This window comes from Pseudoalteromonas sp. SR44-2, from assembly GCF_014163745.1.
In the GTDB taxonomy this organism is placed as follows: domain Bacteria; phylum Pseudomonadota; class Gammaproteobacteria; order Enterobacterales; family Alteromonadaceae; genus Pseudoalteromonas; species Pseudoalteromonas distincta.
The window spans coordinates 39411-56925 of the sequence record NZ_JACJDW010000006.1 but is presented as its reverse complement, the minus strand read 5'-3'; the positions used below and the strand labels follow the sequence as shown (position 1 = coordinate 56925).

The 17515-nt window shown below is 40.4% G+C and carries 12 protein-coding genes; 8 read left to right on the top strand and 4 right to left on the bottom strand.

The features are described from left to right. The first annotated feature begins 48 nt into the window (after window positions 1–48). Entirely contained in the window at window positions 49–1722 is a 1674-nt protein-coding gene (gene hutU, locus H5115_RS05290; protein ID WP_182754022.1) for a urocanate hydratase, read from the top strand. A 2-nt stretch (window positions 1723–1724) separates the two neighbouring features. Then, on the top strand, window positions 1725–3260 hold the full coding sequence (gene hutH / locus H5115_RS05285) for a histidine ammonia-lyase (protein ID WP_182754019.1): 1536 nt from the start codon (window positions 1725–1727) through the stop codon (window positions 3258–3260). On the opposite strand, the gene H5115_RS05280 is transcribed toward hutH, so the two are convergent. Further along, the gene (locus H5115_RS05280) at window positions 3257–4027 is read right to left on the bottom strand and encodes an NADP-binding protein (RefSeq protein ID WP_182754017.1); all 771 of its coding nucleotides are present in this window, start codon (window positions 4025–4027) and stop codon (window positions 3257–3259) included. The two genes, hutH and H5115_RS05280, sit on opposite strands and share 4 nt — an antisense overlap. A 116-nt stretch (window positions 4028–4143) precedes the next feature. On the opposite strand from H5115_RS05280, the gene H5115_RS05275 reads away from it, so the two are divergent. From H5115_RS05275 to H5115_RS05260, 4 genes are all read left to right on the top strand, one after another. Beyond that, the gene (locus H5115_RS05275; RefSeq protein WP_182754015.1) at window positions 4144–6171 is read left to right on the top strand and encodes a methyl-accepting chemotaxis protein; all 2028 of its coding nucleotides are present in this window, start codon (window positions 4144–4146) and stop codon (window positions 6169–6171) included. 371 nt (window positions 6172–6542) lie between these two features. Then, the gene (gene secA / locus H5115_RS05270) at window positions 6543–9251 is read left to right on the top strand and encodes a preprotein translocase subunit SecA (RefSeq protein ID WP_154903912.1); all 2709 of its coding nucleotides are present in this window, start codon (window positions 6543–6545) and stop codon (window positions 9249–9251) included. Window positions 9252–9315: 64 nt separating this feature from the next. Beyond that, entirely contained in the window at window positions 9316–9714 is a 399-nt protein-coding gene (mutT, locus tag H5115_RS05265; protein WP_154903911.1) for an 8-oxo-dGTP diphosphatase MutT, read from the top strand. 22 nt (window positions 9715–9736) lie between these two features. Next, a complete protein-coding gene (locus tag H5115_RS05260; protein WP_182754013.1) occupies window positions 9737–10837 on the top strand; it encodes a phosphotransferase enzyme family protein in 1101 nt (366 codons plus the stop codon). A 36-nt stretch (window positions 10838–10873) separates the two neighbouring features. Here H5115_RS05260 and H5115_RS05255 read toward each other — a convergent pair whose 3' ends face one another. The 3 genes from H5115_RS05255 to pmbA all read right to left on the bottom strand — a co-directional run bounded on the left by H5115_RS05255 (window position 10874) and on the right by pmbA (window position 15273). Further along, entirely contained in the window at window positions 10874–12949 is a 2076-nt protein-coding gene (locus H5115_RS05255) for a M13 family metallopeptidase (protein ID WP_182754011.1), read from the bottom strand. A gap of 422 nt (window positions 12950–13371) precedes the next feature. Then, a complete protein-coding gene (locus tag H5115_RS05250) occupies window positions 13372–13851 on the bottom strand; it encodes a DUF721 domain-containing protein (protein WP_002959934.1) in 480 nt (159 codons plus the stop codon). 72 nt (window positions 13852–13923) lie between these two features. Then, a complete protein-coding gene (pmbA, locus tag H5115_RS05245; RefSeq protein ID WP_182754009.1) occupies window positions 13924–15273 on the bottom strand; it encodes a metalloprotease PmbA in 1350 nt (449 codons plus the stop codon). A gap of 144 nt (window positions 15274–15417) precedes the next feature. Between pmbA and yjgA the strand changes: the two genes are divergently transcribed. Both yjgA and hemN read left to right on the top strand, forming a co-directional pair. Beyond that, complete coding sequence (gene yjgA / locus H5115_RS05240; RefSeq protein WP_008137688.1) at window positions 15418–15951, top strand: ribosome biogenesis factor YjgA; 534 nt, start codon at window positions 15418–15420, stop codon at window positions 15949–15951. A 123-nt stretch (window positions 15952–16074) separates the two neighbouring features. Next, window positions 16075–17448, top strand: a complete 1374-nt coding sequence (gene hemN, locus H5115_RS05235) for an oxygen-independent coproporphyrinogen III oxidase (RefSeq protein ID WP_182754008.1) — start codon at window positions 16075–16077, stop codon at window positions 17446–17448. The last annotated feature ends 67 nt before the right edge of the window (window positions 17449–17515 follow it).

Here is a 17515-nt window from a genome sequence, read left to right as displayed (position 1 = left end):
GCGCTTTTTTTATAACAAATCACCTTGTATATACAACAGGAGCAAAACATGAACAACCGACTCGACACAAGTCGCGTAATACGTGCACCTCATGGCGATAAAATAAGTGCTAAAAGCTGGCAAACAGAAGCTGCTAAGCGCATGCTAATGAATAACTTAGACCCTGAAGTTGCAGAGCATCCTCATGCACTTGTTGTATATGGTGGTATTGGCCGAGCAGCTCGTGATTGGCCAAGTTATGACAAAATTATAGAAACCCTCGATAGGCTCGAAAGCGACGAAACCCTGCTTGTACAATCAGGAAAACCCGTTGGTGTATTTAAAACCCACAGTAATGCTCCTCGCGTGCTTATTGCTAACTCAAATCTTGTTCCACACTGGGCAAATTGGGAGCACTTTAACGAGCTCGATAAAAAAGGATTGATGATGTACGGGCAAATGACGGCGGGTTCTTGGATCTATATTGGCTCGCAAGGCATAGTACAAGGAACTTACGAAACCTTTGTAGCTATGGCAAAGCAACATTTTGCAGGTAGCGCTAGTGGTAAATGGGTATTAACAGGTGGTCTTGGTGGTATGGGCGGTGCGCAACCACTTGCAGCTACAATGGCTGGGTTTAGTGCACTGGTTGTTGAATGTGATGAAAGCCGTATCGATTTTCGTATAAAAACAGGCTACGTTGATGTAAAAGCAACAAGTCTTGAACACGCACTGCAATTAATAACCGATGCATGTGTTAAAGGTAAAGCCCTCTCAGTGGGTTTACTAGGTAACGCTGCCGATATTTTTAGTACACTGGTTAAAACAGGCATTACCCCTGATGTAGTCACAGATCAAACATCTGCTCACGACCCATTGAATGGTTACTTACCACAAAACTGGACAATGGAGCACGCTGCAAAAATGCGTGAGCAAGATCCAAAAGCCGTAGTAAAAGCCGCTAAACAATCAATGGCAGTCCAAGTTAAAGCTATGCTGGCACTACAAAAAGCCGGTGCCGCCACTACTGATTACGGTAATAATATTCGTCAAATGGCGTTTGATGAGGGTGTTACCAACGCGTTTGATTTTCCTGGATTTGTGCCTGCCTATATTCGCCCTTTATTTTGTGAAGGTATTGGACCATTTAGATGGGTAGCATTATCAGGCGACCCTGAAGATATATATAAAACCGACGCTAAAGTAAAAGAGCTTATTCCTGATGATGCACATTTGCATAACTGGCTTGATATGGCGCGGGAACGCATACAATTTCAAGGTTTACCTGCACGTATTTGCTGGGTTGGACTTAAAGATAGAGCGCGCCTTGCACTGGCCTTTAATGAGATGGTTAAAAATGGCGAACTTAAAGCCCCTATAGTTATTGGTCGCGATCACCTCGACTCTGGCTCAGTTGCCAGCCCTAACCGCGAAACAGAGAGCATGAAAGATGGCTCAGATGCAGTATCAGATTGGCCATTACTCAACGCACTGCTTAATACCGCAAGTGGCGCTACTTGGGTGTCGCTTCATCATGGTGGCGGTGTAGGAATGGGATTTAGTCAGCACTCTGGTGTAGTTATTGTTGCCGATGGTACTGATGAAGCTAAAGAGCGTATTGCTCGCGTACTGTGGAACGACCCTGCAACAGGTGTAATGCGCCATGCTGATGCCGGATACGACATAGCAAAAAATTGCGCTAAAGAACAAAATTTAGACCTACCTATGTTAAACGAGGAATGATCATGTTCGAACTTACTCTCACACCCGGATCACTTGATTTAAACACACTAAAAAAAATTAATAATTCACCGGTAAAGTTAAGCCTTGCAAAGCATGCCGAGTCGCAAATAGCAGCAAGCGCGCAAACCGTTCAAAACGTTATTAATGAACACCGCACTGTATACGGAATTAACACCGGCTTTGGATTATTAGCCAATACCAAAATTGCCGACGACGAACTTGAATTATTACAGCGTTCCATTGTGCTTTCACACGCTGCGGGTATTGGCGAATACATGGATGACAGTACAGTAAGGTTAATGATCACCTTAAAAGTAAATTCGCTTTCACGTGGCTATTCGGGCATTCGCCTGCAAGTAATCCAATTTTTTATGCAGCTGCTTAGTAGCGAAGTATATCCATGCGTGCCTAAAAAAGGATCCGTGGGGGCATCGGGAGATTTAGCCCCTCTTGCGCATATGTGCCTACCTTTATTAGCTGAAGGTCAAATGCGACATAAAGGAGAAATAATTAGCGCAGCACAAGGGTTAAAAATAGCGGGACTTGAACCCCTAACACTTGCAGCCAAAGAAGGCTTAGCATTATTAAATGGCACACAAGCGTCGACTGCGTTTGCACTACAAGGCCTATTTAGAAGCGAGAACTTATATGCACAAAGCTGCGTTATCGGCTCAATTAGCATAGAAGCTGCAATGGGCAGTCGCGCGCCATTTGATGCACGTATTCATGAAATTCGCGGACAGCGCGGACAAATAGACACCGCTCAAGTATTTAGAGAGCTACTCGATACGCACTCTCAGATTAGTAACTCCCACGTCAATTGTGAAAAAGTACAAGATCCATACTGCCTTCGCTGCCAGCCTCAAGTGCTAGGTGCTTGCCTAACTCAGATACGCCAAGCTGCAGAAGTGTTACTATGCGAGTCGAACGGTGTAACCGATAATCCGCTAGTTTTTGCCGATGTAGGCGACATAATATCGGGAGGAAACTTTCATGCAGAGCCCGTTGCAATGGCCGCTGACAACTTAGCAATCGCAATTGCAGAAATTGGCGCATTAGCAGAAAGGCGAATTGCATTACTTATCGATTCAAACCTATCCAAATTACCGCCATTTTTAGTTGAAAACGGCGGGGTAAATTCAGGATTTATGATTGCCCAGGTTACCGCTGCAGCGCTTGCCTCAGAAAACAAATCATTAGCACATCCGGCTTCGGTTGATAGCTTGCCTACATCTGCAAATCAAGAAGATCATGTTTCTATGGCAACCTTTGCAGCAAGGCGCTTAGATGAAATGGCCAATAATACCCAAGGTGTTTTGGCAATAGAATGGTTAGCATCGGTTCAAGGGCTAGAATTTAGAAAGCCGCTTGAACCATCAGATAAAGTGCAAAGCGCTAAAGCATTGTTACGCGAGCATGTAAGTTATTATGATAAAGACCGCTACTTTGCTCCCGATATCGAAGCTGCTAATACATTACTAAGTGAAGGTAAGCTATGCGACTTTATAGAGAGCAGTCCCCTGCCTTCAGCATATTAAATACCGTGCTGATAGCTAAACCCTAAGGCTTCAATGGCTGAGCCTAATATTTTTCGCTCAGCCGAATCAGTTCCTGTAAACGTTGGCATTTCACCACCATGTTGCTGACACTTCATCGCGTAGTATTCAGCTTTTGTGGGGTGCGCAGGATTAACCACATTATAAATATTTTGTCCTACTTGCCAGTGCTCTATCACCGCAAAAATAGCATTAATGACATCTTGTTGATGCACCATATTTACCACTTGCTCACTTGATGTATTGAGCTCTTTACCTGCCACAAAACGCCCTGGTTCTCTATTAGGCCCTAGTAATCCAGCTAAACGCAGCACTTTCTCGTCTTGCTCAAGTACTTGCTCTTCAGCTTCATAAAGCTTTATTTGGCGCTCGTTTGTGCATGAAATATCACTACTTTCGCTATATACACCAGGCTCTTGATCGTACACCCCGGTTGATGAGCACAATAAAAAGCCCTTTGCGTTTAGCTCCTTTGAAAGCTTAAGCGCTGCGGTGAGTGTTTCAGGATAATTACTTTCACTGTGCCTGCTACGTGGTGGAATAGCACATACCCAATAAGCATCTTGTAAATCAACTTGATGCCTCAATTGTCCATCTTCAAGTGTAAACTGACGCTCAAAGTCAAACTCGTGTATATCTGTTCTATGCGTTCCTTGTACTTGCCAGTCAGCTTTTTGCGCACTTACGCATAAAGCATGTCCTAACCAGCCTGCACCTAATACTACTAATTTATTACTTTTATTTGTCATTTTTGTATAAGCCTTTATTTTAAACGCATAATTAGTTCTTTCTATCTAACTTTATAGAGATTTTAAGTAAGATATGATTAGATATAATTTCATAAATAATAAAAATATGCGCACTCATGCTAAATAATTTATCGTTACGGAAGAAAATATTATTATTGATTGGTGGAACAATTACCGTTTTACTGATTATCGCCTCAACATTTTTTGTTAAACACATTGCCAACCTCTCTAGAGAAAACATAGAAAACGAAGCACAAAGTTATCTACAGACCGAGCAACTTTCAATGCAAAGTTACTTCGCGATGTACGGTAAAATGGTATCAACCTTTGTTAATAACCCACATTTAATCAACTTTTTTGAAAATTGGGATACACGCGATCAAGCACTCGAAAGCGCACCTGGCTACAACGAAGTAAACCAAGACTTTGTGCGTTTAAGCTCAAATGACGAAAACATTTTATCGGCCTTTTTTGCCTCAGCAACCACCGGTGAATACTTTAAAGAAAACGAGCGTACAAGTCACTACAACGGCCAGCCTTATTACGCTTACAAGCGTGGGTGGTGGCAAGAAGCCATGCAAGTTAACAAGCTTTACGTAGGTCCAATCTCTGTTGATTTAACCACAGGCGTAGCATCCGCAGTAGTACAACAACCTGTTTATAACGCTCAGCGAAAACTCATTGGTATGGGCGGTGTTGATTTACAATTAAACAAAATTAACGACATGGTCGAAAATATTCGCTTTAACGGCCAAGGTTATGGATTTTTACTCGATGGTAATCAAAAAGTAGTACATTTTTCAAAGGCCACTGGGCATAAACTTTCAATTACAGATGAAGGTGCAAACGGTAAAGAAGGGCTCGATGCGCTTGAGCAACAATTTACAAATACAGCAGGCTTTAAAGAGTTAAATACACAAATGCGAAATAACCTTGAAGGCAGCCAAATGGTTACTTTTAAAGGTGAGCAGTTTTATGTGGTTTACCATCGTTTGCAGCTAGAGCAGCCTTATATAGATTGGTATGTAGGTCTACTTATCCCAACTACTATGATTGAAGAGCCCGTAAATGCTGCAGTAACCGCTACAACAACGGCGGTAATTATTATCTTAATCATTATATTAGCCATGATTTTATGGGCTACCCACATGATTTCAAAACCCATTACAACGCTTACGCACATTATGCGTGATATAGCATCGGGCGAAGGCGATCTTACTCAAAAAATTGATATTAATAGTCAAGATGAAGTGGGACAGCTGGCCAACCACATGAACACTTTTATTGATAAGTTGCACGACATGATGCTTGATACCGCAGCGCAAGCAGAACAACTAAGTAATGCAGCGGCCCAGTTAAGAAGTGTTTCTGAGAAAACAAATTCTGAAATTCAGCAAGAAAAGCAGCAAGTTGATAGCGTGAGCGCAGCGGTAACTGAAATGGCGACTACTGTGCTTGAAATATCACGTAACGCACAACACACAAATAACGCAGCTGAAGAAGTACAAGCAATTACAGCTGAAGGAGCTAGCCGCTCTACACAGGCGCAAACAGTAATGACTGAACTGGCATTACATATTGGCGAAGCATCTAAAGTGGTTGCAGGTCTTGAGCAAGAAAGTAATAACATTGGTGCATTAGTCGATGTAATTAATTCCATTGCTGATCAAACCAACTTACTTGCACTTAATGCGGCTATAGAGGCTGCTCGTGCCGGTGAACACGGTAGAGGCTTTGCCGTTGTTGCTGATGAAGTACGTTCACTAGCAAGTCGCACACAAGAATCAACAGACGATATTCGAAATATGATTTCGCGCTTGCAGCAAATAGCTCAACAAGCCTCAGTAATGATGCAACAAGGACAAGATCAAACCGAGGGCTCAGTGCTTCAAACTAAAGAAGTGCTTAGCTCACTTCACAATATTGCGCAGTCGGTTACTAAAGTACAAGACCAAAGTCATCAAATAGCCACATCTACCGAGGAGCAAACTGTTGTTGCTGAGGATATTAATACGAGCCTTTCGGCAATTAATAACTTAGTGAACAGTACCGCTGACCATGCGCACACCCTCGCTGACGAAGCTCGTGACTTAAGTGATTTAGCTGCGGCGCTTAACAAAACGGTTAATCAATTTAAATTATAAAACATGTATTTAATAGTTGTGTTTAAGCGTAAAACTTAAGCGCAACTATAACCCTTGTTTTTAATTTATTTAGCACCATATCTTTACAGTTCGCTGCTATTTTTACTGTAATTGAGTAATACAAAGTGATTTTTACGAACCAGATCAAATTTTTCGATTTTATACACCGATCTTTTTATTGAGATAGTTTGTTGTTTGGCAGAGTCTGGTATAGTAGCGCACGTAATAAACAGTGCTTTTTGAACGGTTTAATACAAAATTGCTAATTAATATGTTCTAAGTGTTACTTAAAAGCACATATTAATTACCAATTGTTAAAAATGGGTTAGCCGATACTCGGCTGACAAAGAATACATTGTAACGGTTTTATCATGATATCTAATTTATTTACCAAGCTTTTTGGTAGTCGCAATGACCGCACTATTAAAAACTTAAGAAAGACGGTCGCGCTAATCAATGCGCTAGAAACGCAACTTGAAGCGCTTTCTGATGAAGATTTAAGAGCTAAAACAGCTGAGTTTAGAGAACGTTACGATAACGGACAAAGCCTTGACGACATTCTACCAGAGGCTTTTGCTGTGGTACGTGAAGCGTCAAAGCGTGTAAATGGCATGCGTCATTTCGACGTGCAGTTATTAGGTGGTATGGTTTTACATCAAGGTCGCATTGCAGAAATGCGTACCGGTGAAGGTAAAACACTTACAGCTACTCTACCAGCTTATCTAAACGGCTTAACAGGCAAAGGTGTTCACGTAATTACCGTGAATGACTACCTTGCTAAACGTGATGCTGAAACCAACCGTGCGTTATTTGAATTTTTAGGCCTTACCGTAGGCTGTAACGTACCTGGTATGATGCCGCAGCAAAAGAAGCTCGCTTATACTGCCGACATTACATACGGTACTAATAACGAATTTGGTTTTGACTACCTTCGTGACAACATGGCTTTTAGCATTGATGAACGAGTTCAACGTCCATTATTTTATGCTGTAGTCGATGAAGTGGATTCAATCTTAATTGATGAAGCACGTACCCCGCTTATTATTTCAGGCCCAGCTGAGGATAGCTCTGAGCTATACACTGAAATAAACACCATCGTTCCTTTACTTGAGCTTCAAGAAAAAGAAGACGAAGAAGGCATTGAAGGTGACGGCGATTACACTATCGATGAAAAATCTAAGCAAGTTCATTTAACAGAACGTGGTCAAATTAAAGTAGAAGAGCTACTTACTGAGCGCGGCTTAATTGAAGAAGGCGATTCGCTTTATTCAGCAGCAAGCATTACGCTACTAAGCCATGTTTATGCCGCCCTTCGTGCTCATAAGCTATACCAAAAAGATGTTGATTACGTTGTAAAAGAAAACGAAGTAATTATTATCGATGAGCATACTGGTCGTTCAATGGAAGGTCGTCGTTGGTCAGAAGGTTTACACCAAGCTGTTGAAGCAAAAGAAGGTGTAAAAATTCAAAACGAGAACCAAACACTTGCCTCTATTACGTTCCAAAACTACTTCCGTTTATACGAAACGTTAGCAGGTATGACAGGTACAGCCGATACTGAAGCATTTGAATTTCAGTCTATTTATGGCCTTGATACTGTTGTTATGCCAACTAATAAGCCGATGATTCGTGATGATCGCGCCGATTTAGTTTACCTAACGCAAGAAGAAAAATACGAAGCTATTTTAATTGATATTAAAGACTGCCAAGACCGTGGACAACCGGTGCTTGTTGGTACTATTTCAATTGAAAGTTCTGAGTATTTATCGCAGTTTTTACGCAAAGAAAAAATTAAGCACAACGTACTTAATGCTAAATTTCATGCGCAAGAAGCTGACATCGTTTCAGATGCCGGCCTACCAGGGACAGTAACAATTGCAACAAACATGGCCGGTCGTGGTACCGATATCGTGCTTGGTGGTAACTGGAACAGTGAAGTTGAAAAACTTGAAAACCCAACTGATGAGCAAATTGCTGAAATTAAAGCAGCTTGGAAAATTCGCCATGATGCAGTAATTGATGCCGGCGGTTTACATATCATAGGTACTGAACGTCACGAATCTCGTCGTATAGATAACCAATTACGTGGTCGCTCTGGTCGTCAAGGTGATGCTGGTTCAAGCCGTTTTTACTTATCGATGGACGATGCGTTAATGCGTATATTTGCCGGTGAGCGCATGACTAACATGATGCGTAAACTCGGTATGCAACGCGGTGAAGCAATTGAACATCCATGGGTAAACCGTGCGATTGAAAATGCACAGCGTAAAGTAGAAGCACGTAACTTTGATGTACGTAAGCAACTACTTGAGTACGATGATGTAGCAAACGATCAACGTCGTGTTGTTTACTCTCAGCGTAACGAACTACTTGAAGAAGGCGATATTTCAGAAACTATTACTGCAATTCGTGGTGACGTACTTAGCAATACAATTGATCAGTACATTGCACCGCAAAGCCTTGCTGAAATGTGGGACATTCCTGGCCTTGAAGATCGTTTAAAACAAGACTTCTTAATTGAGTTACCGATTACTCAGTGGTTAGCAGATGACAATAAACTATACGAAGAAAAACTTCGTGAGCGTATTGAGCAGGCGGTTGAGCAGTCATACAAGCAAAAAGAAGAGCAAGTTGGCGATTCTGTTTTACGTCAATTCGAAAAAGCGATTATGCTACAGAGCCTTGATCAGCATTGGAAAGATCATCTTGCTGCAATGGATCATTTACGCCAAGGTATTCATTTACGTGGTTACGCGCAAAAGAATCCTAAGCAAGAGTACAAGCGTGAATCGTTTGAGCTGTTCTCCGAAATGCTTGAAAACTTGAAAGTAGATGTTGTAAGCATTCTAAGTAAAGTACAAGTACGCGCAGAAGAAGATGTTGAAAAAGTAGAAGAGCAACACCGTAAAAGTGAAAATGCTCCTCGCGAATACCAACATGAAGAAGCTGAGCACGTAGGTGGCGAAGCGCCAGAAACAGCGACAGTAATGGCTCGTACAGAACCAAAAGTAGGTCGTAATGACCCTTGCCCTTGTAAATCAGGTCAAAAATTCAAACAGTGTTGCGGTAAATTAAAATAACCCAATATTGTCAGTAGCTTATTAAAAAGCGGCGCTAGCGTCGCTTTTTTTTATGGAGTAAAACATGACAATAAAAATAGTAAATGTAGCTGTTGGTGTTATTAAGAAAAATAACGCTATATTCATTTGTAAACGTGCAGATGAACAACATCAAGGCGGTTTATGGGAATTTCCTGGTGGTAAAGTCGAAGCTGGAGAAAGTGTGTTTGTTGCACTTAAACGCGAGCTTATTGAAGAAGTTGGACTAACCATTCACAGCTCTAGTCAATTGATGGTGATTGAACATGACTACGGCGATAAATGCGTTAAATTAGATGTACACGTAGTAAGTAACTTTAGCGGTGAGGCACATGGCGCTGAAGGGCAACCTAGCGAATGGGTAGCAATTAGTGAATTAGAAAATTATGATTTTCCTGAAGCGAATGCTGAAATTATCGAAAAAATAGTTGCCCGATACGCATAAAAAAAGGGCATAAGTGAGCACAATGAATATCTCAATACAAAATAAGCTAAGCGAACTGTTAGCACTGCCCCCTGAGTTAACTCAAGTTAGTGCGATTGGTAGCGGTCATATAAATAGTACATGGCTACTTACAAGTATTGATAAACAGTTTATTGTGCAAAAACTAAATACTGAGGTATTTAAAAACCCTGCTCAGTTAGTGAGTAATGCAAAACTAATTGAGCAGCATTTAAATGCTAAACAACTGCAAAATAATTACCCGCTTGAAATAATCAAACATATAGCTACACAAAACGACGAACACTTAATAGAAATTGATAATGCGTATTATCGCGTCCTTAACTATATTAGTGATAGCTACAGCGAAGACGTTGTTAAAAATACCCAGCAGAGCGAGCAAGCGGCTTACGCCTTTGGCGTATTTGCTCATGCATTACAAGATTTTGATGCGCAACAGCTGCACACTGTAATCCCTGATTTTCATAACTTAGCGATGCGCTTTGAGCAATTAAATACCGCAATCACAAATAACTCTGTAAATAGAGTAAAGCACTGCGCTGACGAAATAGAGTATTGCTTAACGCAGCAGCATTTAATTACTGAGCTTAGTCAGGTAGCTAAACACATACCGCTTAGAGTGTGTCATAACGATACAAAAATAAATAATATGCTGTTTTGTAATACAACTCACAATGCAAAAGCAGTTATTGATTTAGACACCTGCATGGCAGGATTTTGGCTTTATGACTTTGGTGACATGGTACGTACATTTTGCTCCCCCGAAGCCGAGGATTCAACAAATTTACACAACGTTGTTATTCGAAAAGATATATTTTCAGCCATTGTTAAAGGCTATGTAACGCCATTAAAAAGCAGCATGAGTATACTAGAGCAAGAAAGCTTATTATTAGGCGCTAAAATAATGCCGCTTATGTTGAGTGTGCGTTTTTTAACTGATTACTTAAATAACGATGTGTACTTTAAAGTATCTCATGCAGAGCATAATTTAGAGCGAGCACAAAACCAACTCGCGCTTTATAAAAACATACTGAGTAACGAAGAATGGATACACGCGTGCTTAGTCGATGAAAAAATTCAAGATATAAAAAAACCAGTAAGCTAAAAACTTACTGGTTTTTTGTTATTTATAGTAATGCAATTACCAGATTTTTACGCGATCTTCTGGTTTGATATACATTTTATCACCTTCTTTTACGTCAAACGCTTCGTAAAACTCAGGCATGTTCGACAAGATACCGATTACACGGTAGTGGCTTGGTGAATGAGGGTCTGTTAATAAACGATTACGTAACTCTTCATCGCGGTAGTTACGACGCCAGATTTGTGACCAACCCATAAAGAAACGTTGATCGCCTGTGTAACCATCTATCACGGGTGCTTTTTTATCACCTAAAGATAGCATATACGCTTTATGCGCAACGGTTAAACCACCTAAGTCACCAATGTTTTCGCCAAGCGTTAGCTCACCATTAACACTTGCATCTTCAAACGGTTTATATTCGTTATACTGTGCAACTAAAGCCGCTGTACGCTCTTCAAATTGCTTAAGGTCAGTCTCACTCCACCAGTTACGTAAGTTACCGTCACCGTCGTATTTAGCACCTTGGTCGTCAAAACCGTGACCCAGCTCATGCCCAATTACCGCGCCAATTGCGCCGTAGTTTACAGCATCATCCGCTTCTAAATTAAAGAATGGTGGTTGTAATATAGCGGCTGGAAATACAATTTCATTGTTTACTGGGTTGTAATACGCATTTACTGTTTGCGGAGTCATGTGCCATTCAGAGCGATCAACTGGTTTACCCAATTTAGCAATCATGTCTGCGTATGCCCATTCGCTATAACGGATGTAATTACCTACTAGCTCGTCTGAGTTAATCTCTAGCTCTGAGTAATCTTTCCACGTGTCTGGGTAACCAATCTTAGGCGTAAATTTGTCTAATTTTTCTTTCGCTGCAAGCTTTGTTTCAGGGCTCATCCACTCAAGATTTTCGATAGCAACGCCATAACCTTTAATTACGTTATCAACTAACTCTTCCATGCGTGCTTTCGCTTCTGGGGGGAAGTTATCTTTAACGTATACCTTACCTAAAATCTCACCAAGTACACTGTTAGATGCATCAACCGCTTGCTTCCAAAGAGGTGCTTGTTCCTCTACGCCACGAAGTGTTGTGCTGTAAAAGTCAAAGTTAAGGTTAACTAAATCTTCGCTAAGTAGCTCTGCATAACCACTTACAAAATGAAATTTTAAGTAGTTTTTCCACGTCGCTAAATCAGTATCTTTGTAAATAGTAGCAAGTGCTTCTAAGTAGCTTGGTTGACGTACAATAATATCACTTGCACTCACACCTGCATCTTTAAAGAATGCAGCTAAATCAAGCTCCCCCATCAACTTGCTTGCGTCTGCTACTGTCATCTTGTTATAAGATTTAGTTGCATCACGGCTTTGCACACGGCTCCACTGAGCATCAGCTAGTGTTTTTTCAAATGCAAGTACGCTCTTGGCAGCTTCTGCTGCATTTTTAACGCCTGATTTTGCTAAAACATCTGTGATGTATTGCTCGTAATAAGCACGAATTTTAGTGAATTTTTCGTCATCATTTAAGTAATAATCACGATCTGGTAAACCAAGACCCGACTGAGATAAATACAATGCATACTCGCTCGAGTTTTTAGCATCGTTATTTACAAACCAACCAAACGGTAAAGTGCCGCCTTGTTTTTGAATTTCAGCCATTAAACCCACTAAGTCAGCTTTAGATTTAACGCTATCAATCGTATCTAATGACGGTTGTAATGGCGTAATACCTAGCTCATTACGCGCAGATTGATTCATGTAGCTTTTATAAAATGCGCCAATTTTATACTCATCACTGCCTTTTTTAGCGGCCTTATTCGCGGCTGCGTTTTCAAGGGCAATTTTCATCGCTTTTTGTGACTCATCATATAGCTGCGAAAAAGAACCGTAGTTAGACTTATCACCTGGTATTTCAGTTTTTGCTAACCACTGTCCATTTACATGATAATAAAAATCGTCTTGTGCGCGCACTGAACTATCCATATTCGCTAGTTCAATACCAAGCTCTAGTGGCTTTTCAGCGGGTGCTGTTACTACAGGAGTATCGGTTACTTTAGCTTCTTGTTGTTTTTCACCACAACCTACTAGACCAAGTGCAAGCGCTATGCTCGCAGCGGCCATTGTTACTTTGTTCATAATGATTCCGTTTGTTAGTTAGAATTAAATCATACCAATCTGCTTATGTATGGGGTCTATTTAACGTTAAGAAAATTACGCTAGAACTAGGCAAAAGTTTTTGTATCTAGTTGTTCTAAATAAAAAATTTTTAACGACGTTATAGTGCAATTTAATTCGTTAAATTGATCAAAGATTTATGCAGGTTGGTATCACATACCAACTCCATTAAATTCTTGAATATAGCAGGAGTAAAAATAGCACTGCCTGTACGCTTTTACTTAATGGAATGGGTATCAAGGGAGCTTTAAATAATAAAGCACACCACGCAGTATCATAAACCTCATTAGACCAACAATAAAATGGAATATGTAACAAAGTATTTTGAATGCGGTGAGCTGCAAAAATAGCCCTACCAATAACAATATAGTGGGTGGCTAAGGCTAACTTTTATTCTTTCCGTGGAGCGCTAAACGCTCTAGTTTTTCTTTTAATGAAGGGGGGGCAGAAGCCGCTATCGCATTTAAGTAATTAGCGGTTTGCTCACTCATTTTCCGTGAGTTGGTAACTGTAGGGCTGCCCGATTTATTCGCGGTACTTAATCGCTGAGTTGCTTGAGGATTTGCAGTTATTTTTATTTGCCCGAGCTCTGCCATTCCAGCAGCTCTAAAGTGTGAAAGCATATCCATTTTTAAATAATTAAGCCTAAGTGCAATAGGCGCAGATACCGCCTCTATCATTAGCGTGCCGTCTCGGTAATTACTAACTCTGCATTTATCACCCAATTTAGGGCCTAAAAAATCTTTTAATAGTGTTTGCTGTGTATCAAGTGCTTGGCTTTTGCCTGCATAAGCCGATAAACGATTATTTAACCCCGCCATAATATCGGTTAGCGGTTTTGGTGCATATCTATCTTTAGCCATTTTACACCTCGTAAAAACTCACTTAGACCCAGAGATAATACTCTGGGTCTAAGTATACACTGCGTATTAATACTACGCGCCGGCTATTTGCATTTGCTCGATTAATACTGAGCCTGTTTGAATACCACCACGGCGTTCTATATCACCACCAATGGCGGAAATACCTTTAAACATGTCTTTTAAATTACCAGCAATAGTAATTTCACTTACCGGATATTGAATTTCACCATTTTCAACCCAAAAACCTGCAGCACCACGAGAGTAGTCACCCGTTACGGTATTTACGCCCTGCCCCATTAGCTCTGTAACTAATAAGCCAGTACCCATGGTTTTTAATAGTGCAGTTAAATCGTTATGAGTTTGCTCAACGAGCCAGTTATGTATACCGCCCGCATGCCCTGTTGGGGTCATGTTCATTTTACGCGCAGCATAACTTGCTAATAAATAAGTTTGTAACTCGCCGCCTTGAATTATTTCTCTATCGAATGTTTTAACACCTTCGCTATCAAACGGTGACGATGCCAACCCTTTTAAAATATGTGGGCGCTCAGCAATATTCACACAATGACTAAATACCTGAGTGCCTAAGCTATCAAGTAAAAAACTTGATTTACGATAAAGCGCGCCACCACCAATTGCCGACACCAAGTGACCAAACAATGAATTTGCAATATCTGCTCTAAAAATAACAGGCACTTTCATTGTGCCTAACTTTTGGCTGTTTAATTTAGCCAATGTTTCAGCTGCTGCTTCAAGCCCAACTGCCGCTGCGTCATTTAAACCCGCTTGGTCGCGGGCAACAGTATAAGCAGAGTCGCGTTGCATCTGCTCGCCATCTTGACCTATTACCATAGTACTAATACTATGGCGCGTACGTGGAAAGCCTGCAATTAAACCGTGGCTGTTACCATAAACACGTAATCCCTGATGCGATGAAAAACTCGCACCATCAGAGTTAACAATGCGCTCATCTGCATTTAATGCAGCTTGCTCAGCAGCATGACAAAGCTCAATGCCTTCCTCAGGACTTACATCCCAAGGATGATATAAATCTAAATCTTTAGGATTAAATTCAAGTAACTCTTTATCAGCAACGCCGTTAAATGGGTCATCAGATGTAAATTTGGCTATATCAATCGCTTTTTCGACTACCGTGCGCAATGTTTTTGGATTTAAATCAGCAGTTGACGCCGAGCCTTTATTATTACCAACATATACACTAATGCCTAAGCCGCCGTCTTGGTTGAACTCAATGGTTTCTACTTCACCCATTCGTGTACTAACCGATAAACCAGACGTGCTAGACATCGCAGCTTCTGCAGCTTTAGCGCCTAATTTTTTAGCATGTTCGAGTACTTCTGCTACCGCATCTTTAACTTGCGATATTTGAGAATAAATTGGATCGTTTTGTTGGCTTTTCATAAATTAAGTCCTGAGCCTTAGAGGCATAATGCACGCATTTCTTATATTTAAATGCTAACACACTCAATGCATCACATCAGCTAATATTCCTAAGTATCATATTCATGTATAATGGCAAAAGTTATTTTTATTTAAGAGCACCCCATGGCAAAGAAAAAAGGCAAGCCTGCTGAAATTGAAGAAGAAATTGAATATGTATCAAGAACGGAGCTTAAACGCGAAGCGCAAGAGTTTCATCAGTTAGGTACTGAAATTGCCAAAATGGGTAAAAAACAGCGCGAACGCCTGCCATTAAATGACGATTTAAAAGAAGCGATGGTTGTTGCTGATAAAATAAGTAACAAAAGCGACGCGTACCGCCGCCACTTAAATTACATCGCTAAAACACTGCGTACTGTAGAAAACATTGATGATATTAAAGCGATTATCGATGTTATGCTTAATAAAAATAACCAAGCTGAAGTATTGGTCAAAAAAATTGAGCAATTACGTTCAGATTTAATTGAGCAAGGTGATGACCTTATCAATGAGACTATTGAGCAGTTTCCATCTCTTGATCGCCAACAAATGCGCCAATTAGTTCGTAATGCGGCAAAAGAAGCGAAAGCTGAAAAGCCGGGTAAAGGTTATAAAGAGTTATTTCAATATCTCAAAGATGCCCATACTGTTACGTATTAATTAGACCGCATTAATTGATATTTTATTAAAAAAGGTGCTTCGGCGCCTTTTTTGTTATAGATCAAACCGCCTCACTGAGTACTTTTTTATAATCCCTCCTAAATAAATACTTAGGTGCGCGTGATGATTAAACTTCCACAATGGGATGAAACCCTAATAAACAAATATAATGTGTCTGGTCCGCGTTATACCTCTTATCCCACGGCTTTATCACTGCGTGACGGATATCAGCAACAAGACCTACTAAGCGCTATAGAATCGTCAACAAGTCGCTCGCTTTCTTTATATATTCACATCCCGTTTTGTAGTCAGCTTTGCTACTACTGTGGCTGTAATAAAATAATTACCCGTCATCAATCTAAGGCAGATACGTATCTCGACTTTTTAGCAAAAGAAATTACTGCCCAAGCGCCTTTATTTAAAAGCTACACGGTTGAGCAATTACATTTAGGTGGCGGTACTCCCACTTTTTTAACCGCAAAACAAATGACCCGTTTAATTAAGCTTTTAGAACAACACTTTAATTTTACACGCACGACAGAGCGCGGCATTGAAATAGACCCACGCTCACTTGCCGATAATATGCTTGTTGATTTAAGGATGCTTGGCTTTAACCGCGTCTCGTTTGGGATTCAAGACTTTAACGATAACGTACAGCTTGCTGTTAATCGCCCGCAAAATGCAGATACGGTCAAGCAATTAATTACACAAGCTCGCCAGTTGGGGTTTCAATCTATTAATGCAGATATGATTTACGGACTACCACTGCAAACACCACAAAGCTTTAAACAAACTATAGAGCAACTTATTGAGTTAAGCCCTGACAGAGTATCAGTGTTTAACTACGCGCATTTACCAGAGCGCTTTGCTGCACAGCGTAAGATTAAAGATGCAGATTTACCCAGTGCTCATAATAAGCTCACCATGTTTAAAAATACGCTGGAGCAGATGACGCAAGCAGGCTATCAATTTATTGGTATGGACCATTTTGCAAAAACTGATAATGAACTAGCTGTTGCGCAAAATGAAGGCAAATTACATCGTAACTTTCAAGGTTATACAACCCATGGAAATTGTGATTTATTAGGTTTAGGCGTGTCATCAATTTCACAAATTGGCACCGCCATTTTACAAAATCAAAAAGAATTAAAACATTATTACCACAGCGTAGAAACACAAAACGGCAGTGCTCTTAATAAAGGAATGCACTTAACACATGATGATGTAACTCGTGCTGATGCAATTAAACAGCTCATTTGCCAATTTGAATTAGATATACAAGGCTTTAGTGAAAAACACGCGCTTATATTTAATGACTACTTTGAGGATGCATTAGTAGCGCTGGCGCCACTTATAAAAGATGAACTAGTCACTATAATTGATAATAAAATTAGCGTAACACCACGCGGGAACTTATTCATTCGTATTATTTGTATGTGCTTCGATGCTCACTTACAAAAACAAATTAACGCAACGCGCTTTTCAAGGGTGATTTAGCCTGAATTCTGGATAATAAATACATCGGCATAAAAAAAGCAGACCTAGGTCTGCTTTTTGTATTTAA

Coding starts and splice junctions, on each gene's coding strand:
- mutT (WP_154903911.1), top strand. CDS start 9,316: ATGACAATAAAAATAGTAAATGTAGCTGTTGGTGTTATTAAGAAAAAT.
- H5115_RS05275 (WP_182754015.1), top strand. CDS start 4,144: ATGCTAAATAATTTATCGTTACGGAAGAAAATATTATTATTGATTGGT.
- H5115_RS05250 (WP_002959934.1), bottom strand. CDS start 13,851: ATGGCTAAAGATAGATATGCACCAAAACCGCTAACCGATATTATGGCG.
- pmbA (WP_182754009.1), bottom strand. CDS start 15,273: ATGAAAAGCCAACAAAACGATCCAATTTATTCTCAAATATCGCAAGTT.
- hutH (WP_182754019.1), top strand. CDS start 1,725: ATGTTCGAACTTACTCTCACACCCGGATCACTTGATTTAAACACACTA.
- H5115_RS05280 (WP_182754017.1), bottom strand. CDS start 4,027: ATGACAAATAAAAGTAATAAATTAGTAGTATTAGGTGCAGGCTGGTTA.
- hemN (WP_182754008.1), top strand. CDS start 16,075: ATGATTAAACTTCCACAATGGGATGAAACCCTAATAAACAAATATAAT.
- H5115_RS05255 (WP_182754011.1), bottom strand. CDS start 12,949: ATGAACAAAGTAACAATGGCCGCTGCGAGCATAGCGCTTGCACTTGGT.
- H5115_RS05260 (WP_182754013.1), top strand. CDS start 9,737: ATGAATATCTCAATACAAAATAAGCTAAGCGAACTGTTAGCACTGCCC.
- yjgA (WP_008137688.1), top strand. CDS start 15,418: ATGGCAAAGAAAAAAGGCAAGCCTGCTGAAATTGAAGAAGAAATTGAA.
- secA (WP_154903912.1), top strand. CDS start 6,543: ATGATATCTAATTTATTTACCAAGCTTTTTGGTAGTCGCAATGACCGC.
- hutU (WP_182754022.1), top strand. CDS start 49: ATGAACAACCGACTCGACACAAGTCGCGTAATACGTGCACCTCATGGC.